Source organism: Bartonella sp. B39 (assembly GCF_053795145.1).
Window position 1 is genome coordinate 215,705 of record NZ_CP200036.1, and the last position, 14,141, is coordinate 229,845.

Genomic DNA, 14,141 nt, shown 5'->3' on the forward strand with positions numbered 1-14,141 from the left:
TAAAAATATTCATGAGTGATAAATAACGGAAATATATAAATATAAGGGGGATGTCATGGATCATATGGGTTTTAATTGATAAAAAGGATTCTTTTCCCTGGAATAACTTTTCAGAGAAAAGTTTATTTAATGAATGAGTGGGGGGAGCAATGAAACAGCAATATATTTTGGGAAAATACACCCGTGTTCTTGTCTGTAAAGAGGATGCAATTTTCGGTGCTGGTTCAAAGCAGTATGTTATCAATAAGAAAAAAGACTGGGAAAATTTTGTACTTCTCGCCGCACAATTGATCGAGAAAAATACGGCAGAAGAAGCTTATAATTCGCTATCGTCAATCATGTTAAGGGAAGATTTTAATCATGCATTTAATTTTCTTTTTTCTAACCATTTTCTTATTTTAGCAGAGACATCAGACAATATCTTCAATAATCGATATTCCAGAAATCATCTTCATTATCAAAGTTATGGTATGGATCCAGAGTCTGTTCAATGTACTCTTTCACAAAAAGTGGTGGTTATCTTAGGGTGTAGCGGAATCGGTAATCATGTATTAGCGATACTTGTATTCTCTGTCGTGGGAAAATTAATTCTTGTTGACAATGATGTGATCGATATAACCAACCTTACCAGACAAGTTCTTTTTACTGAACAAGATGTTGGATTTCCTAAGACAACCGTTCTTCGACGTGAGCTGACACGAAGAAACAGTCAAATAGAGATTAGTGAATTACAAATGTCGATCACTGTGAAAGAAGATATTAACAAATTGCCCAGAGCCGATTTGTAGAGCATTTCTGTTGATGAACCTGACCATCTGGTACCATGGATAAATGAATGGTGTGTAAGAAATCAACAAGCTCATATAAATGCTGGTTATGTCAATGACATTGCTGTATTTGGATCTTTTTACATACCTAGAAAAATAGGTTGCTATGCATTCAGCTCATTCATAGAAAATCTCTCTCCAAAAAGCGACGGTTTAATCTATGAGGCTTGCGCTGCTATTAATGATAATTTTAAAGTTGCGAAGTTTTCTCCCGTGAACGCTCTTTCAGCTGCCATGTGTGCTAATGATGCTCTTAAATTTTTTGGTGGTTATGGTGATCTACTTGCCGCGGATCGCTGTGTGAGGATATGGAGTAGCAAACTTTTTATAGAAGAGCGTTCCCTAAAAAAGAACCCTCACTGTAAAGTTTGTGGAACAAAACAATGAACAGACCTCGAATACTTGCTATTGTTAATCGGTGTTTATCACGCCATTTTTTTAATATCTATGGGGTTAGCCTTTTCCAATTGGCTTTGCTTCAAGTTGCATTTTCGGTAGCTGTTTTGCTTCTTGATTTCCTTTCAGATATCGACGTAAATATTCCGTTACGGCTGGAGTTTTTATGACAGGAGCGTTTTATCTTCTCTGTCTTCAAGCTCCCAATATGATAGTGCTTATGATTGCACAAATTCTCTATGCAGCGGGAATTTGTCTCATTGCCAGCGCCATTGACGGCTGGATTTACCATTCTCTAGGCAACAGATAAGATCGCTTTTCGCATTATGCGCATCTCTCTCACCAAATAAACTCTTTTGGTAGCATTATCAGCGGTATTATAGGAAATGCAACGATATATTATACCAAGCAATATTTCATGGGATATATTATCTCATGTCTGATGATGGGAATAATTTTCTTTGTATTTCTTATTGTTCCTGAAGAAAAAAATCTGTAAATGAAGGAACAAAAACGAAAACGATCTTGCAAAATGCTAGGGGAACGCTCTGGATATTTCAGAACCTCGTAGGAGGAGCATAGTTTATTTTGCTGATGTGTCTTTTCAGCGCTGGTATTCAGGTTATTTATCACTTCTGGAAACCAATAATACTCTCTGATAGAAAAATTGACCACCTCAACAGTTCACAAATGCTGGTTCTCATGTTCTGCCACATCAGAGCCTTCTCAGCACAATATTTTTCCAATTCACTGATGTCTAAGTATCACGTGTTTGATAAAAAATACAATAATTCTATAAAGTATTTTTCATTCTTCTCTGCCCTTATGTGTATTACTCTTTATTTTTTTCGTTCATAGCAATCAAATTGCTGCGTCAGTTATCGCATTTTCGTTAATTCATGGATTTATTTGCACTCTACCGATATGAGCAAAGGGTTTGTTTTTCTCAGAGCTTAACCAAAAACAAACCCAACATATTTCTAGCATCATCGGTACTGTATCTTTTAGCGGAAGAATATTTTCAATAGCGGTGTTAAGCGTCGTTTCCTTTTTCCAGCAAAAATTTTATCATCCTATCACTTTGTATTACCGACTTTAACCTTTTTCCTGTGCGGGTTAGTTACAATCAGGTGGATGTCGTTCTCTGGTAAATCTATTTTGAAAAAAACTATATGACAAATACAATTAACGTGATTGTTTTTGAAGTTCTATAGATCAGGAAAACGATCAGGATCTTTTCCTGAAGAAACAGGATAATCTGCGACCAAAAACGTTTGTATATCGTAAATTACTTAAGTGAAGCACACTGAAATCATACAGAATTTTGTAATGTTAAATCTGGTTTATTTCACCGAACATAGTTTCTGAATTTTTTTGAAAAAATGCAATTTTGCTTTTATTCAAGAGTGTAGAGGAAAAAACTTTCTTAGAAGTCGTGATGATACGGAAAAGAGGAGATTATTAATATATTGAAGCTTTGTATGAGGTTGGTTCTGTACCTTTTCTCCACTACGTTATTCGCAGGCGTTTTTTCGTAGTAGACAGAGACAGAACATTGTTCTCCTACGTGCAATCATTTTCTCCACTCCGCGCTTTATTATGCGTGATAAGCCAACCCTTTCTCTTGATATAAGTGTGCAGGAATAGGGTATTGATCTTTTGTATCATCTGCAGCAAAGATATCATTTGGCTTGTCTGTTTATCAGTCATAATTTGAAGGCTGTTAAAGTACTGACACATGAAGTGATTGTTAAGCGCGGGGAAGAGATGATTAAGTACGGTTTTGCTTAGCGTATTTTCCTCGTCTTCAAAAATTCTTATACGCAAACCTTTATGGTTTCTGCATTTGCATTAGAACCTGACCGCTTATAGGTAATGACACGAAATTGCGCTAATAATCCATTGTAGAGAAGAATTTTTCCCACTAAGGGTTCACCAATATTTACGATAAGTTTAATGGCTTCCATTGCTTGCAGTGTCCCGATGACTCCAGGTAAAGCACCTATGATTCCGATTTCAGCACATGTTGGGATAGTCTCGGCAGCTGGTAGGTTTGGGAATAAATCGCGATAGTGAGGATTGTTGTCTTTATAAGGCATGAGCACTGTTAGTGAGCCGTCGAAACGTTCCACAGCACCGCTTATTAAAGGTTTTTCACATTGGGCAGCGTGATCAGCAAGCAGACAGCGTGTGGCAAAATTATCACTACCATCAACAATGATGTCGTAGGCATTTAACAATTTATCCACATTACTTTTATCCAATCGTAGATTATGTTTTTCAACTGCAATATAAGGGTTTATTTCTTTTATAGTGGTTTTAGCACTATCAATTTTGAATTGATTAATTGTGCTGGTTTTATGAATAACTTGGCGTTGTAAATTAGAAAGCAAAACGATGTCATCATCAACAATTCCAATGGTTCCAACACCTGCAGCAGCCAAATAAGTTAGGACAGGAGCGCCAAGACCACCGGCGCCAACGACAAGGACACGTGCAGTTTTGAGCTTTTGTTGACCCGCGCCACCAATTTCAGGCAAAATGATGTGTCGTGCGTAGCGTTCGATTTCTTTATCGCTTAATTTTTTATCAACTTCTTGTATCATAGGAGTTCTCTTGTCATAGTTCTTTTATTGTTTACTAAGTTTATAGCGCATAGACTAGTCTGCTTTTGGTATAGGGAGATTTTATTCATGAAAATTGCCATTCAGATGGATCATGTTTCAACACTTCGGATTCAAGGAGATACGACATTTGCACTTGCTTTAGCAGCACAAGAACGTGGACACTCTCTTTTTCATTATACACCAGATTGCTTATCGATGCGCGATGGTTGTGTGATTACTCGATTAGAGCCATTGATTGTACGCGATGAAGAGGGACATCATTATCAATTAGGGAAGTCTTTCCGTACGCAGTTGATGGATATGGATGTGGTTCTTTTACGCCAAGATCCACCTTTTGATCTTAATTATATCACCACAACGCATTTGTTAGAACGTATTCACCCTAAGACATTGGTTGTGAATGATCCAGCATGGGTGCGCAATAGTCCAGAAAAAATTTTTGTTACTGAATTTCCTGATTTGATGCCAGAAACATTGATTACAAAAGATATTGAAGAAATAACGGAATTTAGAACTACGTTTGGCGATATCATTATTAAACCACTCTATGGCAATGGAGGAGCTGGTGTTTTTCATTTAAAAAAGGATGATCGCAATTTAGCATCGCTCTTGGAAATGTTTGCACAAATTTATCATGAACCTTTTATTGTTCAGCGCTATTTAGACGCAGTACGAAAAGGGGATAAACGGATTATTTTGCTTGATGGTATGCCTGTTGGAGCGATTAATCGTGTTCCGATAGAAATGGATGCACGCTCTAATATGCATGTTGGAGGGCGGGCAGAAAATGTTGATTTAACTGAACGTGATCATGAAATTTGCGAACGCATTGCTCCCGCTTTGCGCGAACGTGGTCTTCTTCTTGTGGGAATCGATGTGATTGGAGATCATATAACAGAAATCAATGTGACATCTCCTACTGGAATTCGTGAAATTAAACGCTTTGGTGGTACAGATGTTGCTCACCTTTTCTGGGACGTTATTGAGTCCAAACGTTCAAATTAAATTTATTTGAGCCGAGAGCTAAAACGTGGTTTTGTCAGAAAAAGTCTTCAATGCTGCTTTATTTTATATTTGTTATGATGCAAATGTAGACTAGAATTATCATATGATACAAACAGAAGATACTGATTCACATTCTAGGGAGTCTATGGATGAGCAAATTGTTATCAGTTGGAGTGGGACTGGTTTTTACGATATTGTTGTCCGTTAATGTCGTCAATGCACGCGATCAAATTCAAATTGCTGGTTCATCTACAGTTTTGCCTTATCAAAAGATCGTTGCTGAGATATTTGGAGAGATTTATCCTCATTTTAAGGTTCCAGTTATCGAATCGGGTGGTTCAGGTGCTGGGATTAAGGAATTTTGCCGTGGTATTGGGGAGAACACAATAGATATCGTTAATGCTTCACGGGCAATAAAGCCAAGTGAATTGCAGTCTTGTTTTGATGCTGGTATAAAAGATGTTGAGGAAATACGCATCGGGTACGATAGCATTGTTTTTGCAACAAATATTAATGGTCCTGATTGGAAGTTGCAGCCAATAGATGTTTATAAGGCACTTGCTGCTCAGGTTATTATAGACGGAAAGTTACAGTCCAATAACGTTTCAAAATGGAATGCTGTCAATAGTGATTTTCCTGATTGGATGATAGCAGCTTATATTCCTGGAGAAAAGCATGGAACACGTGAAGTTTTTGAAGAAAAATTGCTAGCTGAAGGCTGTAAAGCTAGTGGAGCGGTTGAGGTAATGAAAACTTTAGGGATGGATGATAAAGCGATTCATGCTGCTTGTATTGCTGTACGTAGAGATGGAAAAGCTATTGATATTGACGGAGATTATTCTGAAACTTTTGCGCGGTTGATTTCTAATAAAACAGGAATTGGAGTTTTTGGTTTATCTTTTTATGAAAATAACGCTGATAAGTTAAAAGTTGCAGATATTAATGGTTTTGCGCCAACCGTTGAAACAATTTCTCGTGGCGAATATCCAGTTTCTCGCCCACTTTTTTTCTATGTTAAGAAAGCGCATTTAGATATTGTTCCAGGTTTGCGGGAATATGTTAACTTTTTTCTTTCTGATCAAATGATTGGTCCAGATGGTCCATTGGCTGAATATGGTTTGGTTGTTGCTTCTGAAAAAGAAAGACAAGCACAGCGTTCTGCTTTTTCTTCTGGCAGAGTGATGAGTTTGGAATAATTCTCTGAATTTGCGGTATAGGAGTTTTCTGTAGTGCTTTTTTGTAAAAATTGAAAGACAATATGCGTATTTCCTTCATTATTTTTCTCCTATTTTTTCTTGGTTTTATTGGCTTTTGTATTTCTTATATGCGGGCTCGCACTCTTGAATACGCACAATATAAAATGCACTCTCGTGCGTATTATTACGGTTGGTGGACATTCTTGTTAACTGTTATTCCAGCACTTATTTTTTTATTTTTTTGGGATTGTGGGAGTGCAATTTATTTGGAGTATAGCGCCTCTCGAGAGGTTGGGGCATATAGTGCGCGGGTGATAGAGGTTATTAATCATGACCTTGTTTTAGAGGCTATTCGAAGTCTGGTTAAAATTATTCATCGCTTTGAGGGGGATCTTGCTTCCGTTTCGTATGAAGAAGTGCGAGCACAATTATTCGCAAAAGGGTTTGCTTTGCCTTATGAAGCACCAGATGATGTGTTAAGTATAGCGCAGTCATGGATCTCTTCTTCTCAAAGGCTACAGTTAATTGGTCATTGTTTCCTTTTTGTCATTGCATCCTTTGGTTTTATTTTTGGAATTATACAAATTGCTCCGCACCAGCGTGCGCGCAATAAGGTGGAGTGTTTAATTGTTATGGGGTTGATTTGCGCATCTACAGTTGCGGTTCTAACAACAGCAGCCATTGCACTTTCCATGTTTTTTCAAACGATGAGTTTTTTTCAGTCTGTACCCCTGTCAAATTTCTTCTTGGGAACGGTTTGGGATCCGCGTTTTTCAGCCAGCGGTTCGGGCAATGAAGTGGGGCAATTTGGTCTCATACCACTCCTTGCCGGCACGCTTTATATTGCGTTTGTAGCGATGTTTTTTGCTGTTCCTATAGGATTATTTTCTGCCATTTATATGGCTGAATATGCTTCTACTCGATTGCGGTCAATTGTGAAACCCTTGTTGGAAGTTCTTGCTGGTATTCCAACCATTGTTTACGGTTTTTTTGCTTTGAAAGTTGTAGGACCATTTTTACGTGATCTCTCTGTTTCTCTTTCTGGTGGTTTTGGTTTTATTATGTCCCAAAGTGTTTTAACAGCTGGATCTGTTATGGGAATTATGTTGATTCCTTTTGTTTCTTCTTTGTCCGATGATGTTATCACGGCTGTTCCACGTTTTTTGCGCGAAGGCTCTTATGGGTTAGGAGCAACGCAATCTGAAACGATTAAAAAAGTTGTTCTGCCGGCAGCGCTTCCGGGGATTATGGGAGCCATTTTGTTGACAGCATCACGTGCAATTGGAGAAACAATGATTGTGGTTTTGGCGGCAGGTGTTGCAGCGAACTTAACTCTTAATCCATTTGAAGCAATGACCACAATGACAGTCAAGATTGTTAATCAATTGACAGGTGATTTCGAATTTAATTCTCCACAAACTCTCGTTGCCTTTGCTTTAGGGATGACACTTTTTGCGATGACTCTTTTGATGAATATTCTTGCTCTTTACATCGTGCGTAAATATCGGGAACAATATGAATGAATAAAGATTTTCTTTTTCCTCGTCGCAATATTGGTCTTAAACGCCGATATTGGGCTGAACGTCGTTTCCGAGCGTATGGTCTTATTGCTATTTTTATTGGTTTGTTTTTTTTATTTGCGCTTTTATGGTCTATTATTGGCCAAGGCTATACAGCTTTTTTTCAAAGTGAAATGGTATTATCGGTTTATTTAGATGAAAAGGTAATCGATCCAAGTGGTCAACGTGAGATAAGTCCGCAGGTACTCATAACTGCTAATTATCCTCTTCTTGTACGCAATACTTTGGCAAAAAAGCTTGATATAGATCAAAATGATCGCGCATCTTTGCGGGATATTAACCGTATGTTTTCAAACAGCGTACGCGTTCAACTACGTGAAATGGTTACAGAGAATCCAAAGCTAATTGGAACAATGCAAAAAATCAAAGTTTTAGCAGCAGCGGATATTGATTCCGCTTATAAAGGGCAGATTAATTTGCATGTAGCAGAAAAAAACCGCAAAGTTTCTAATCGCCAAGTAGAATGGATGAGACGCTTAGCTCATGATGGCACGCTTTATAAAACATTTAATTTTGGTTTTTTTACATTTGGTGCTTCAAGTCGTGCTGAGACTGCGGGACTAGGGGTTGCGATAATCGGCTCTCTTTATATGATAGCCATAGTTTTAGTGTTTTCACTCCCAATAGGGATAGCAACGGCTCTTTATCTTGAGGAATATGCACGCAAAAATAAGTTTACAGATTTTATTGAGGTTAATATCAATAACCTTGCAGCTGTTCCTTCGATCGTTTTTGGTCTTTTAGGACTTGCTGTTTTTGTTAATTTTTTTGGGTTACCCCGTTCGGCTTCTTTTGTTGGTGGGCTTGTTTTGGCTCTTATGACTCTCCCAACAATTATTATTGCAACGCGTTCTGCTTTGCGTGCAGTTCCTCTGTCTATTCGCGCAGCAGCTTTAGGGTTAGGAGCATCGAAAACACAAATGGTTTTTCATCATGTTGTACCTTTAGCAGCACCTGGTATTTTGACTGGTACGATTATTGGTATAGCTCAGGCTCTAGGTGAAACTGCGCCTTTACTTTTGATTGGAATGGTTGCTTTTGTTGTCAATATTCCTGCTACCCCCATGGATCCAGCAACAGCTTTGCCGGTTCAAATTTTCATGTGGGCAGGTGAAGCAGAGCGCGCTTTTGTTGAAAAGACGTCGGGCGCTATTATTGTATTAATGATGTTTCTCGCTGTCATGAACATTTCTGCGGTTTTTTTACGTCGACGATTTGAATGGCGCCAATAGTTTGGATAAATTGGCTGCTTCGATAAGGTTTGTATTCTAAAGTAAGGTAAAGTCTGTAATGAAGATTAAAATGCGTGGTCAGGATGTGAAGGTATTTTATGGGGGAAAAGAAGCTCTTCATGGTATTACTCTTGATATTCCTGAACATCAGGTCACGGCTTTGATCGGTCCTTCAGGTTGCGGAAAATCGACTTTTTTGCGTTGTTTCAATCGTATGAATGATATGATTGAAGGGGCTAAAATAACGGGTCTTATTACCTTAGATGGGGAGAATATTTATGACTCGCAGATTGATGTTGTAGAATTGCGCGCCCGTGTTGGAATGGTTTTTCAAAAGCCAAGTCCTTTTCCAAAATCTATATTTGAGAATGTAGCCTATGGGCCACGCATTCACGGTTTAGTCAAATCGCGTGCAGAATTGTATGATGTTGTTGAAAAGAGTTTGAGGCAGGCAGGTTTATTTGAAGAAGTAAAAGATCGTCTTCATGAGGCAGGCACAAGTTTATCAGGAGGACAACAACAGCGTTTGTGTATTGCGCGTGCCATTGCAGTTAGTCCTGAAGTTATTTTGATGGATGAGCCATGTTCAGCTCTTGATCCAATTGCGACGGCACGTATTGAAGAGCTTATCGATGCATTACGACAAAATTATACAATTGTTATTGTGACACACTCCATGCAACAGGCAGCACGTGTTTCTCAATATACGGCTATGTTTCATCTGGGACATTTGGTAGAAGTTGGTGCAACTGAAATGATCTTCACCTCACCAAAAGAACAACGTACGCAAGATTATATTACGGGGCGTTTTGGATAGGCGAATTGAGGAGTATAAGATATGTCTATGAACCATACTGTTCGTTCTTACGATGCAGAACTAAAATATTTGAAAGCAAGGATTACAGAAATGGGGAGTTATGCAGAAAGAATGATTGAACGTTCTGTTGCATCAGTTGTGTGTAGTGATCTTCAACTCGCGACAGCAGTTATTGCCGATGATTTGTTTTTAGATGAAGCAGAACGTGATATTGATGAAAAAGCGATTACCGTTATTTGCAAACGCCAACCGATGGCTGTTGATCTACGTGAAATTATTGGTGCTATTCGTATTGCTTCTGATCTTGAGCGGATTGGAGATATGGCCAAAAACATTGCTAAGCGAACGGTAGCACTTTCAGAAATACGTCAATCTGCTGCTTTTTATCATGGGCTTGAAACGATTACAGCTTTAGCACTCAATCAGTTAAAGGAAGTATTGAGTGCTTACACGGGCCGTTTATTGGAACGTGTCGAAGCAGTACGTGAGCGTGATGGTAAAATTGATGCTTTATATACTTCTCTTTTTCGTGAGCTTCTGACTTATATGATGGAAGATGTGCGCAATATTACGGTTTGTACGCACTTGCTTTTTTGTTTAAAAAATATTGAACGAATTGGTGATCATGTTACCAATATCGCGGAAATGCTGCATTATATCATAACGGGCGATCATATGTCTTCTGATCGTCCTCGTGATGATCTTACCTATAAAGTTGGGGTAAGTGAGAAGAAAATAGATTAAAATTTTTCTCTCAGATGTATAAAGTGAGCTTGTTATTAAAGATAACAACCATTTTAGCACTTTCTTGCAGTATGGCTATTGGCAGAGCATTGTATACGGATTATGAGTGAGTGCAAAGAAGCAATATAGAATTTTCTTAAGGTAATATTGCGGATTTTTAACTCCTTATTTGATAGGTTTGATTCAGAGGGAGTATCATTCATTTAGTTTGGGGCGGAGGAAAAACTTCTTTTTGGTCATTTTCTCAAATTTGTATTGAAGGGGATATTCGTATTAGTTTTTTCTGATGCAGACAGTTTTAGTATCACAACCTTTTTGTATGTGAAATCATTGGAGAATTTTCGGAGGCATAATATTTTATCGCTATTAAAGCGTTAGGATTGATATTGAGAGGCTTCATTTTTCATAATAATAACAATATTGATTGACAAATTAATAGTTTTTTATTTTTTATTTCGCATAAATAGCTTTTAATTACTACCTGTATTAAAATTTTACCAAGTAGTGGCAATTAATCATATACTTTCTTTGAAGATGCATTTAAAACCCATTCAAATTTTGAATGCTTCAAAGATGTGGGAATGTGTTGTATAAGATGAAAAAAAACTATTGGACTGTTTTTGTGACCTGTTTTCTAGCACCATTTGTTGTTGTGGGGTGTTCTTCGAATCATGTTGGTATTGGTAGAGTGAATGAAAATAAGAAGACAAAAGTAGTAATGTATCCACTGACTGAACGTCAATGCCTTATGCGTGCAATGTATTTTGAATCAAATCGGACAAGCTTTGAAGGAATGGTTGCTGTTGGAACGGTTGTTATGAATCGTGTTAATTCAAGCGCTTATCCAAAAACGATTTGTGGTGTTGTTGGTCAATACAAACAGTTTGCTCCCGGTGTTTTAACGCGTCCTATGACGGAGCCGGCATCTGTTGCTCGTGCTAGAGAGGCCGCTGATGCTGTTTTACGTGGCAGAAGAGATAAGAAACTTAAAAACGCTAAATTTTTTCATACAGCAGGTTTATCTTTTCCTTATAAAAATATGCACTATGTTCAGGTTGCGGGGGGAAATGCCTTCTATGAAAAGCGCTCACGTGATGGATCACTTCAGGTTCCTACTAATGATCGTCCTTATGATGTTGCTTATGCTTTTGCTCAAGAACGTTCCAGCAATCCATTGGGTTTCATGGATGTAAGTGTAGCAAGTAAAGAAATAAAAGCAGAGGAAAAACAAAAAGTGTCTTCTTCTATAGAAGTAGCACAGGCGAACAAAGTTCGTACTACGTCTTTTGTTACAGTACAACTTGATAAAGTTCCTATTCCCACATATGCACCTCATCGTGTAGATAAGGAAGCGGAAAGCAAGTCGCTTGTGGCCTATGCTATGCCCTCATCATATCAGTTAAATGCGATTGTTGCAGTGTTAGAAAAACGGTACAGAAGCCGGTAATTTTTTCACAATCAAAGAAGGACATTGGTAATGTACTTTGACATTCATGAGACAATTTCGCCTGAAATGCTTAATCGTCTTGCAGAGATTACAGTAAAAATCGGGCTGAATTTACAAGAGGGGCAAGATCTTGTTTTGACTGCTCCAGTTTCCGCATTACCTTTTGTTCGGCGTATTGCATATCATGCCTATAAAGTCGGTGCTGGTGTAATTACACCACTTTTTAGTGATGATATGTTATCGCTTACACGTTTTGAAAATGCGCATGCTGCTAGTTTTGATCGCGCACCTTCTTGGCTGTATGAAGGAATGGCGAAGGCTTTTGAAAATGGGGCTGCGCGTTTAGCTATTGTTGGTGATAATCCTTTGCTGCTTTCCAATCAAGATTTTGATAAGGTTGCACGTTTGAATAAGGCCACTTCAATGGCTTACAAGCCTGCTCTCAAAAAAATATCGAATTTTTCTATAAATTGGTCGATTGTTGCTTATCCAACAATAGGGTGGGCTGAGGCGATGTTTCCTTCTTTGCCGCTTAATGAAGCGATTAAGAAGTTAGCTGATGCAATTTTTTCTGCTTCACGTGTTACAGAAGAGGATCCAGTATATGCGTGGACTGTGCATAATATGACTTTGAAGCAACGGTCATCTTGGCTTAATGAGCAGCGTTTTTCTACTTTGCATTTTAGAGGGCCAGGGACTGATTTAATGGTTGGTTTGGCAGATGATCATGAATGGCATGGTGGTGCATCAGCTGCTAAAAATGGTATTGTCTGCAATCCTAATATTCCGACAGAAGAAGTATTCACCACTCCTCATGCTCATAAGGTTGAAGGTTTTGTTCGTTCGACTAAGCCTCTTTCTTATCAAGGAGCGCTCATTGATAATATTGAGGTGCAGTTTGAAGCAGGGCGTATTGTTAATGCACGTTCTTCGACAGGTCAGGAAGTTTTACAACAGGTTTTGCAAAGTGATGAAGGTGCAAGTCGATTGGGTGAAGTTGCTCTCGTTCCACATTCTTCACCGATTTCTAAGAGTAACCTTCTTTTTTATAATACATTATTTGATGAAAATGCTGCATGTCATATTGCTTTAGGGCAGTGTTATTCGAAGTGTTTTTTAGATGGGGCATCATTGACGGCAGAGGAAATTGCAGCACGTGGTGGTAATAAGAGTATGATTCATATTGACTGGATGATTGGATCAGATGACATGGATATAGATGGCATTACGCAGGATGGTATGAGAGTTCCAGTATTTCGTAAGGGTGAATGGGCTTAATATTATATTTTTTCAATGGTATTGTTGGAAAGCGCATAATTATTAGGAAGATAGATGCCTGAGCTTCCTGAAGTAGAGACAGTTCGTCGTGGACTTGAGCCTGTTATGACTGGTGCAAAGATTATATCTGTCATGCTTAATCGTAGAGATTTGCGATTTCCTTTTCCTGAGGCGTTTTCTCAGCGGCTTATGGGCAGGACGATCGTGGAACTTGGTCGGCGTGCGAAATATTTATTGTTTCATCTTTCGCAGAATGAAACGATTTTGAGTCATTTAGGAATGTCAGGATCATGGCGTGTAGAGAATGATCTTTTAAGAGAAACGTCTTCTTCTAAAAGTAAATTTGTCACGCATGATCACTTTGTCATGGATGTTTTAGCACAAGACGACAAAGTTTATCGTCTCACTTATAATGATCCTCGTCGTTTTGGGTTTATGCTTTTAGCAGATACAAGCAGACTTTATGAGCATCCGCTTTTAAAGAAGCTAGGGCTCGAGCCTATGAGTAATGCGTTTTCTGGTAGCTATTTACAAGAAGTTTTTGTTAATAAAAGAATATCCCTTAAGGGAGTTTTGCTTGATCAGTCTATCGTTGCGGGTCTCGGGAATATTTATGTTTGTGAAGCTCTTTGGCGTAGTCGCTTATCTCCACAGCGTGGTGCATTTACATTAGCATTGAAAACTACACGTGCACGTGAATTTGCAGATTTTTTAGCACAGAATATACGCAATGTGATTGCTGAAGCAATTTTGTCTGGTGGATCTTCTTTGCGTGATTATATGCATGTAGATGGCTCACTTGGTTATTTTCAACACACTTTTTCAGTTTATGGACGAGAAGGCGAAGAATGCTTGCAATGTGGAACGCCTATTGTACGTATTTTGCAGTTTGGGCGTTCAAGTTTTTACTGTCCACAGTGTCAAAAATGAATAAGGTGTCTTGCAAAATCCTACAAGAGGCTTAAAGTCATATTTACAATTACACAAGGCTT

11 protein-coding genes and 1 pseudogene are annotated in these 14,141 nt (G+C 38.4%); 11 read left to right on the plus strand and 1 reads right to left on the minus strand.

Annotation, left to right across the window (positions count from 1 at the left end):
- Positions 1 to 149 precede the first annotated feature (149 nt).
- Together V4P57_RS00875 and V4P57_RS00880 are read left to right on the plus strand one after the other, a co-directional pair.
- The gene (locus V4P57_RS00875; RefSeq protein WP_455466333.1) at positions 150 to 788 is read left to right on the plus strand and encodes a HesA/MoeB/ThiF family protein; all 639 of its coding nucleotides are present in this window, start codon (positions 150 to 152) and stop codon (positions 786 to 788) included.
- A gap of 441 nt (positions 789 to 1,229) precedes the next feature.
- Positions 1,230 to 2,399 (plus strand): annotated as a pseudogene (locus tag V4P57_RS00880) (MFS transporter).
- A gap of 641 nt (positions 2,400 to 3,040) precedes the next feature.
- On the opposite strand, the gene V4P57_RS00885 reads toward V4P57_RS00880, so the two are convergent.
- Positions 3,041 to 3,829, minus strand: a complete 789-nt coding sequence (locus V4P57_RS00885; protein ID WP_455466334.1) for a molybdopterin-synthase adenylyltransferase MoeB — start codon at positions 3,827 to 3,829, stop codon at positions 3,041 to 3,043.
- A gap of 87 nt (positions 3,830 to 3,916) precedes the next feature.
- On the opposite strand from V4P57_RS00885, the gene gshB reads away from it, so the two are divergent.
- From gshB to mutM, 9 genes are all read left to right on the plus strand, one after another.
- Positions 3,917 to 4,855 carry a glutathione synthase gene (gene gshB / locus V4P57_RS00890; RefSeq protein WP_455466335.1) on the plus strand — a complete coding sequence of 313 codons (939 nt, stop codon included), beginning with the start codon at positions 3,917 to 3,919 and terminating at the stop codon, positions 4,853 to 4,855.
- A gap of 149 nt (positions 4,856 to 5,004) precedes the next feature.
- Positions 5,005 to 6,051: a PstS family phosphate ABC transporter substrate-binding protein gene (locus V4P57_RS00895; RefSeq protein WP_455466336.1), complete on the plus strand. Its 1,047-nt coding sequence runs from the start codon at positions 5,005 to 5,007 to the stop codon at positions 6,049 to 6,051.
- Between the two features lie 62 nt (positions 6,052 to 6,113).
- Complete coding sequence (gene pstC / locus V4P57_RS00900) at positions 6,114 to 7,574, plus strand: phosphate ABC transporter permease subunit PstC (protein ID WP_455466337.1); 1,461 nt, start codon at positions 6,114 to 6,116, stop codon at positions 7,572 to 7,574.
- Positions 7,571 to 8,863: a phosphate ABC transporter permease PstA gene (gene pstA / locus V4P57_RS00905; protein WP_455466338.1), complete on the plus strand. Its 1,293-nt coding sequence runs from the start codon at positions 7,571 to 7,573 to the stop codon at positions 8,861 to 8,863. The genes pstC and pstA overlap by 4 nt, the downstream gene beginning before the upstream one ends.
- Positions 8,864 to 8,921: 58 nt before the next feature.
- Positions 8,922 to 9,680 (plus strand): phosphate ABC transporter ATP-binding protein PstB, encoded by a 759-nt coding sequence (gene pstB / locus V4P57_RS00910; protein ID WP_455466339.1) that lies wholly within the window; start codon positions 8,922 to 8,924, stop codon positions 9,678 to 9,680.
- Positions 9,681 to 9,701: 21 nt separating this feature from the next.
- Positions 9,702 to 10,424 (plus strand): phosphate signaling complex protein PhoU, encoded by a 723-nt coding sequence (gene phoU, locus V4P57_RS00915; protein ID WP_455466340.1) that lies wholly within the window; start codon positions 9,702 to 9,704, stop codon positions 10,422 to 10,424.
- Positions 10,425 to 11,019: 595 nt separating this feature from the next.
- Complete coding sequence (locus tag V4P57_RS00920) at positions 11,020 to 11,871, plus strand: cell wall hydrolase (RefSeq protein ID WP_455466341.1); 852 nt, start codon at positions 11,020 to 11,022, stop codon at positions 11,869 to 11,871.
- 30 nt (positions 11,872 to 11,901) lie between these two features.
- Positions 11,902 to 13,149, plus strand: a complete 1,248-nt coding sequence (locus tag V4P57_RS00925; protein ID WP_455466342.1) for an aminopeptidase — start codon at positions 11,902 to 11,904, stop codon at positions 13,147 to 13,149.
- Positions 13,150 to 13,203: 54 nt separating this feature from the next.
- Positions 13,204 to 14,079: a bifunctional DNA-formamidopyrimidine glycosylase/DNA-(apurinic or apyrimidinic site) lyase gene (mutM, locus tag V4P57_RS00930; RefSeq protein ID WP_455466343.1), complete on the plus strand. Its 876-nt coding sequence runs from the start codon at positions 13,204 to 13,206 to the stop codon at positions 14,077 to 14,079.
- The last annotated feature ends 62 nt before the right edge of the window (positions 14,080 to 14,141 follow it).

What these genes read in the sequence shown, in the direction of transcription:
- mutM (WP_455466343.1), top strand. Translation starts at nt 13,204, where the DNA reads ATGCCTGAGCTTCCTGAAGTAGAGACAGTTCGTCGTGGACTTGAGCCT.
- V4P57_RS00920 (WP_455466341.1), top strand. Translation starts at nt 11,020, where the DNA reads ATGAAAAAAAACTATTGGACTGTTTTTGTGACCTGTTTTCTAGCACCA.
- V4P57_RS00875 (WP_455466333.1), top strand. Translation starts at nt 150, where the DNA reads ATGAAACAGCAATATATTTTGGGAAAATACACCCGTGTTCTTGTCTGT.
- V4P57_RS00895 (WP_455466336.1), top strand. Translation starts at nt 5,005, where the DNA reads ATGAGCAAATTGTTATCAGTTGGAGTGGGACTGGTTTTTACGATATTG.
- gshB (WP_455466335.1), top strand. Translation starts at nt 3,917, where the DNA reads ATGAAAATTGCCATTCAGATGGATCATGTTTCAACACTTCGGATTCAA.
- pstA (WP_455466338.1), top strand. Translation starts at nt 7,571, where the DNA reads ATGAATAAAGATTTTCTTTTTCCTCGTCGCAATATTGGTCTTAAACGC.
- pstB (WP_455466339.1), top strand. Translation starts at nt 8,922, where the DNA reads ATGAAGATTAAAATGCGTGGTCAGGATGTGAAGGTATTTTATGGGGGA.
- pstC (WP_455466337.1), top strand. Translation starts at nt 6,114, where the DNA reads ATGCGTATTTCCTTCATTATTTTTCTCCTATTTTTTCTTGGTTTTATT.
- V4P57_RS00885 (WP_455466334.1), bottom strand. Translation starts at nt 3,829, where the DNA reads ATGATACAAGAAGTTGATAAAAAATTAAGCGATAAAGAAATCGAACGC.
- phoU (WP_455466340.1), top strand. Translation starts at nt 9,702, where the DNA reads ATGTCTATGAACCATACTGTTCGTTCTTACGATGCAGAACTAAAATAT.
- V4P57_RS00925 (WP_455466342.1), top strand. Translation starts at nt 11,902, where the DNA reads ATGTACTTTGACATTCATGAGACAATTTCGCCTGAAATGCTTAATCGT.